Annotated in this window: 7 protein-coding genes; 1 reads left to right on the plus strand and 6 read right to left on the minus strand. The window is 67.0% G+C overall.

All coding sequences use genetic code 11. From position 1 onward, the window contains the following. The 4 genes from hemC to A2J02_RS02765 all read right to left on the minus strand — a co-directional run. Nucleotides 1-804: hydroxymethylbilane synthase (hemC, locus tag A2J02_RS02750; protein WP_156516051.1), on the minus strand; the 804-nt coding region annotated here is incomplete at its 3' end. Between the two features lie 5 nt (nucleotides 805-809). Further along, the gene (locus A2J02_RS02755; RefSeq protein ID WP_068046463.1) at nucleotides 810-2,222 is read right to left on the minus strand and encodes a glutamyl-tRNA reductase; all 1,413 of its coding nucleotides are present in this window, start codon (nucleotides 2,220-2,222) and stop codon (nucleotides 810-812) included. Then, a complete protein-coding gene (locus tag A2J02_RS02760; RefSeq protein ID WP_094641069.1) occupies nucleotides 2,219-3,049 on the minus strand; it encodes a redox-sensing transcriptional repressor Rex in 831 nt (276 codons plus the stop codon). The genes A2J02_RS02755 and A2J02_RS02760 overlap by 4 nt, the downstream gene beginning before the upstream one ends. A gap of 157 nt (nucleotides 3,050-3,206) precedes the next feature. Beyond that, nucleotides 3,207-3,488, minus strand: a complete 282-nt coding sequence (locus A2J02_RS02765; RefSeq protein WP_068046471.1) for a glutaredoxin family protein — start codon at nucleotides 3,486-3,488, stop codon at nucleotides 3,207-3,209. Nucleotides 3,489-3,694: 206 nt separating this feature from the next. On the opposite strand from A2J02_RS02765, the gene A2J02_RS02770 reads away from it, so the two are divergent. Beyond that, entirely contained in the window at nucleotides 3,695-4,630 is a 936-nt protein-coding gene (locus tag A2J02_RS02770; protein ID WP_068046474.1) for an HAD family hydrolase, read from the plus strand. Nucleotides 4,631-4,648: 18 nt separating this feature from the next. Here A2J02_RS02770 and A2J02_RS02775 read toward each other — a convergent pair whose 3' ends face one another. Both A2J02_RS02775 and A2J02_RS02780 read right to left on the minus strand, forming a co-directional pair. Beyond that, a complete protein-coding gene (locus tag A2J02_RS02775; RefSeq protein WP_068046477.1) occupies nucleotides 4,649-5,137 on the minus strand; it encodes a GNAT family N-acetyltransferase in 489 nt (162 codons plus the stop codon). 22 nt (nucleotides 5,138-5,159) lie between these two features. Continuing rightward, on the minus strand, nucleotides 5,160-5,749 hold a 590-nt coding region (locus A2J02_RS02780), incomplete at its 5' end, for a 1-acyl-sn-glycerol-3-phosphate acyltransferase (RefSeq protein WP_197477911.1).

Consider the following 5,749-nt stretch of genomic DNA (forward strand, 5'->3'; position numbering starts at 1 on the left):
GTCGATGGCGGCGACGCAGCCCCGCAACGACAGTTCGTCGAAGATGCGGCCGTCCTCGTCGATGGATTCGACTACCTCTGCGATCGCGCCGACCGGAGCGGTGCAGCCGGCTTCGAGTTCGGCGAGCAGTCCGCGTTCGGCCGCCACCGCGGCGCGTGAGTGTGCGTCGTCGAGGGTGGCGATCGCGGTCACGAGATCGGTGTCCTCGACGCGACATTCGACTGCCAACGCGCCCTGGGCGGGTGCCGGGAGCAACTGCACCGGGTCGAGCGCTTCGGTGACGACATCCAACCTGCCGATACGGGACAGGCCGGCGCGGGCGACGATGACGGCGTCGAGCTCACCCGACGCGACCTTGCCGATCCTGGTGTCGAGGTTGCCGCGCAACGGCAGAACGTTCAATCCCTGTCCGAGAGCACGCAGTTGAGCGATCCGGCGGGGCGCGGACGTGCCGACCTTCGCGTCGGCGGGCAGTTCACCGAGTACCAGTCCGTCCCGGGCGACCAGGGCGTCGCGCGGGTCCTCGCGAGCGGGAATGGCGGCGATGGTGAACCGGTCGTCGGCCGCAGTCGGTAGATCCTTGTACGAGTGCACGGCGATGTCGACAGTGCCGTCGGCCAGCGCCTCACGCAGCGCCGCGGTGAAGACACCGACGCCGATCGTCTGTACGGGCGCAGCAGAGAGGTCGCCCGCGGTCTTGACGATCACCAGTTCCGCCTCGACTCCGGCTGCCGCGAGGGCCACCCGAACGGTGTCGGCCTGGGTGGTCGCGAGAAGGCTTCCGCGAGTGCCGATCTTGACGATGCCGGTCATTCGGCACGCTCCTGACCGGTGGCATCGCTGGGGTAGGAGTCCGAGCGCAGATCGGTACGGCTGGCGGTGAAATCGTCGACCAGCTCCAGCGAGCCGATCTCCATCGGCATGGCAACCGCGTCGACCGAGCCGGGGCTCAGCTCGAACAACTCACGCAGCGCAGCGGCGTAGGAATCCCCGCCCGGCGTGCTGGCGAGTTGCTTGACCCGCACGGTGGGCGAATGCAGCAGCTTGTCGACGACGCGGCGCACGGTGCGGGCCACCTCGTCGCGCTGCGGCGAGTCGAGTCCGGGCAGCCGCGATTCCAGCCGCAGCAGCTCTCCCTCGACCACCTCGGCGGCACGCTGACGCAGTGCCGTGACAGTGGGGGTGACCTCGGCAAGTCGTTGTCCGGCAAGGTATCCCGAGAGTTCGCTCGAGACGATCTCGCGAGCCGCGGACGCGTCGTTCGCCGCGGCACCGGCAGCAGGATCACGCTGCAGGGACTCCATGTCGAAGACGGTGATGCCCGGCAGACCCGACACCGCGGCGTCGACGTCGCGCGGCAGACCGAGGTCGCAGATCACCAACGGTCGATCGGAGCCGCGGCGGGCGAGAGCGAGGTGGGCGTCGGCGATGGAGACCACGGCCCCCACCGCTCCGGTACAGGTGAGGAGGATGTCGGCCTCGGCGACTGCGTCGGCCAGGTTCTCGAGCGCGACCGAGGTTGCCGTGATGCCGTTGGACACGGCGTTCTCGGCCAGGTGGTCGGCTCGCTCGCGAGTGCGGTTGACGACGGTCAGGCTGCCGATTCCGGCGCGGCCCAGGTGCGCGACGGCGAGTCCGCCCATCGCACCGGCTCCGAGGACGACGGCCTTGCGGCCGGCGAGGGAACCGCCGAACAGGTCCGCAGCGCGGTCGAGGGCGACCGAGAGCACCGAGGCTCCGGCGGCGTCGATTCCGGTTTCGCTGTGCACGCGCTTGCCCACGCGCAGGGCCTGCTGAGCCAGTTCGTGCATCACCCGGCCCGATGCCTGCTGCCCGTCCGAGGCGGCGTACGCCGAGCGGATCTGGCCGAGGATCTGCTGCTCGCCGATGACCATCGAGTCGAGGCCACTGGCCACGGCGAAGAGGTGCTCGACGGCGGCCTCGCTGTAGCGGACGTAGGCGTGCTTGGTGAGGTCCGCGACCTCGAGACCGGAGTGCTCACCGAGAACTTCGCCGACGGCGGTCAGCGCGCCGTGGAACGCGTCCACGACGGCGTAGATCTGGACGCGATTGCACGTGGATACCACCATGACCTCGGAAATGCTTCCGCTGGCCATCAACTTGTCGGTCAGTTTCGGGCGATCGGTGTCCGTGATGGCGACACGCTCGAGGACTGCGACGGGAGCGCTACGGTGCGAAATCCCGACGAGAAGGACACTCACGGTGCAATCACCGATCCGTTTCTTGTCGAACTGTTGACTGGGCTTGGGTTGCCGGCGATGCGCGGGCCGTGACTGCGGCCGAGACGTGCCGTGGACGTGAGCGGGGGCGGCGAGACCGGCTGCGGTCGGGGCGCGGTGACGATGGCCGGACCGGCGATATCGGCAGGTCCGGAGACGTTGCGGGAGCTGTTGAAGGAGAGCACCTGCATCTCCACGGCCAGGTCGACGCGTCGCACCTCGACGTGCTCGGGGACGTCGAGAACCATGGGTGAGAAGCTCAGGATGCATTCGACGCCACCGGAGACGAGCTTCTCGGCGACGCTGCGCACGGCCTCGTCGGGGGTGGCGATGACGCCGATGGTCGCTTCGAGTTCGCGGCAGGCGACGACGAGTTCGTCGACGTGCCGGACGGTGAGTCCGTCGACGTCGGTGCCCACTCGCGCCGGGTCGCTGTCGAAGAGGCCGACCATCGTGAAGCCGCGTCGAGCGAATCCGCCGTAGCCGGCCAGCGCCTGCCCGAGGTTGCCGACTCCGGCGAGGACGACGCGGTGGCCGCGGTCGAGTCCGAGTGCGCTGTCGATCTTGGCGCGCAGGCGGGCCACGTCGTAGCCGACTCCGCGGACGCCGTTGGGGCCGAGGAAGGAGAGGTCCTTGCGCAGTTTCGCCGATCCGACGCCTGCTGCGGTGGCCAGTTCTTCACTGGAGACGATCAGAACGCCCTCGTCTGCGAGGATCGAGAGGACCCGCAGGTACGTCGCCAGACGGGTGACCGTAGCCTGAGGGATGACCCGCTCTACGCCGCTGGGCGACGGGCGCTCTTCGGTCACGTCTGGGGCTCCTCGTCCGAACGGCAACGACGGCCGATCTTCACGCTGATCCTGCGTTCGTGTCTATTTCACGGACGCTGTTCACACCACGGTAACTGCTTGTGAACGAATGAACAAAGTTGCGCACACCGGCCCTCACCTGCACACGCGAGAGCAATCACACGTTCTTAGGGTGCCCTGCCCGGGTCAGATCGGCCCGCAACCGCGGCACGTCTACCTCCCAGTAACTGTGTTCGATGCCGTCGAGCAGCACCACGGGCACGCGATCCCCGTACTCCGCACGCAGGTCAGGCGATTCCGCTGCCGCCTCGTCGACGTCGACGACGGTCACTGCCACGTCGAATTCGCGGCACACCTCGTTCAGGACCTCGAGCGCGTGAGTGCAGGAATGGCAGCCTGCACGGGTGAGAAGAGCCACGCCGGTGGGGGTCGTCTGCATGCCTCCACTGTGACACGGCCGTAACGGAGACGAAGGTCACAGTCCCCGGTCTCACGTGGGGCCGACCGACAGGGGTCGAGTGCTGCCCTTCGCCTGTCGTCCGGACAACCCCGACTAGGCTTGCGGCGAGCGACTCGACTGGGAGGTGGACAGAAGTGAGTGACGGGGGAACAGACCTGCCGATCGAGAACACGCCCGATATCGACATGGTCGATACGAACGATCCGCGCGAGGACAAGCAGTTCAAGCGCCGCATCCGCAGAATCCGCAATCCGTTCGGTCCGAGCGATGCCGAGGTTCGCGCCAACGTTGCAGGCCAGGCCAGTGCCGATGCCGCGCTGGCGTTGCAGATCGAGTCCGAGGGGGCCGTTCCCCGGGATCTGACTGCTGCGGCCTTCTTCGACGTGGACAACACGATGGTGCAGGGCGCGTCGATCATTCACTTCGCTCGCGGGTTGGCCGCCCGGAAATACTTCACCAGCGGCGATCTGGCCCAATTCGCTTGGCAGCAGGTCAAATTCAGGGTCAGCGGCAAGGAGAACAGCGAGGATGTGGCCAGCGGACGAGAGAAGGCGCTCTCGTTCATCACCGGCCGTCCCACCTCGGAGCTGACCCGGCTCGGCGAGGAGATCTACGACGAGATGATCGCCGACAAGATCTGGGCCGGCACCCGGGCTCTGGCGCAGATGCACCTCGACGCCGGTCAGCAGGTCTGGCTGGTGACGGCCACTCCCCTCGAACTGGCCCAGATCATCGCCAAGCGTCTCGGCCTGACCGGCGCGCTCGGAACCGTCGCCGAAAGCAAGGATGGAGTGTTCACCGGCCGTCTCGTCGGCGACATCCTGCACGGCATCGGCAAGGCGCACGCGGTGCGCTCGCTGGCGGTGCGTGAGGGTCTCAATCTCAAGCGCTGCACCGCGTATTCGGACAGCCACAACGACGTGCCGATGCTCTCGCTGGTCGGCACCGCCGTGGCGATCAACCCCGATACCGATCTGCGTGAGCTGGCCAAGAACCGGGGTTGGGAGATCCGCGACTACCGCACCGGACGCAAGGCCGCCAAGATCGGTGTGCCCACGGCGTTGGCGTTGGGCGCGGTGGGCGGCGGGCTGGCTGCGGTGATCGGCCGACGCAAGGCCTGATCGTCCGACCGCGGGTGATCAGAGAGTGAGCTGCATCAGCGTCAGGTCCAACCACCGACCGAACTTGACGCCCACCTGCGGCATCTGTCCGACGGTGGCGAACCCGAACTTCTCGTGCAGCGCGATCGACGTGGTGTTCTCGGACTCGATGAACCCCACCAACACGTGAATGTCGCTCGCTTTCGCTCGCTCGATCAACTCGCGCAGTAGCGCACTGGCCAGCCCGCGACGGTAGAAATCTCGATGGATGTACACCGAGTGTTCCACCGAGTGTCGGTAACCGCTCTTGACCCGCCACTGCCCGTACGACGCGTACCCGGCCACCCGGCCGTCGACCTCCGCGGTGAGTACCGGGTATCCCGCGGCGATCCTGCCCTCGAACCAGGCTGTGCGATCGGCGAGATCGACCTGTTCTTCGTCCCAGATGGCGGTGGTGTTGGCGACCGCATCGTTGTGGATGTCGAGAATCTCGGGTAGATCGGCAGCGGAGGTGTCGCGAATATGCACTGCCACACGATAACCCGAGCGTCTAACCCAGGAAGACGTTGCGCCTCTTGGCAAGCAGTCGATAGAGCGTGTGCTGAATGGTTTCGCGCACGTGGTCGGTCAACTCGAACAGCACCATCGGATCCTCGAATGCGGTGGAGTCGTACCCGTCGGTGGGGATCGGCTTGCCGAATTCGATGTACCACTTGGACGGCAACGGGATCAGACCCAGCGGGCCGAGGTGCGGGAAGAACGGCGTCACCGGAAAGTAGGGGACGCCCATCAACCGGGCCAATGGTGCGATGTCGCCGATCTTGGGGTAGATCTCTTCCGAGCCGACGATGGAGCACGGGATGATCGGCACACCCGTCCGCAGAGCAGCCGAGACGAATCCGCCGCGACCGAATCGCTGCAACTTGTAGCGCTCACTGAACGGTTTGCCGATGCCCTTGAACCCTTCCGGGAACACGGCGGCGACCTCGCCGGTACGCAGCAGTCGTTCGGCGTCGGGGTTGCACGCGAGCGTGTGCCCGGCCTTGCGCGCGATCGTGCCGACGCCGGGCATCTCGAATGCCATGTCGGCGGCCAACATTCGCAGAGGGCGGTGCGCCGGGTGGTGATCGCGTACGGCGA

Source organism: Rhodococcus sp. EPR-147 (assembly GCF_001647185.1).
In the GTDB taxonomy this organism is placed as follows: Bacteria; Actinomycetota; Actinomycetes; order Mycobacteriales; family Mycobacteriaceae; genus Rhodococcoides.

Excerpts from the sequence above, each read along its gene's own strand:
- A2J02_RS02765 (WP_068046471.1), bottom strand. The coding sequence starts at position 3,488 with ATGCAGACGACCCCCACCGGCGTGGCTCTTCTCACCCGTGCAGGCTGC.
- A2J02_RS02770 (WP_068046474.1), top strand. The coding sequence starts at position 3,695 with ATGGTCGATACGAACGATCCGCGCGAGGACAAGCAGTTCAAGCGCCGC.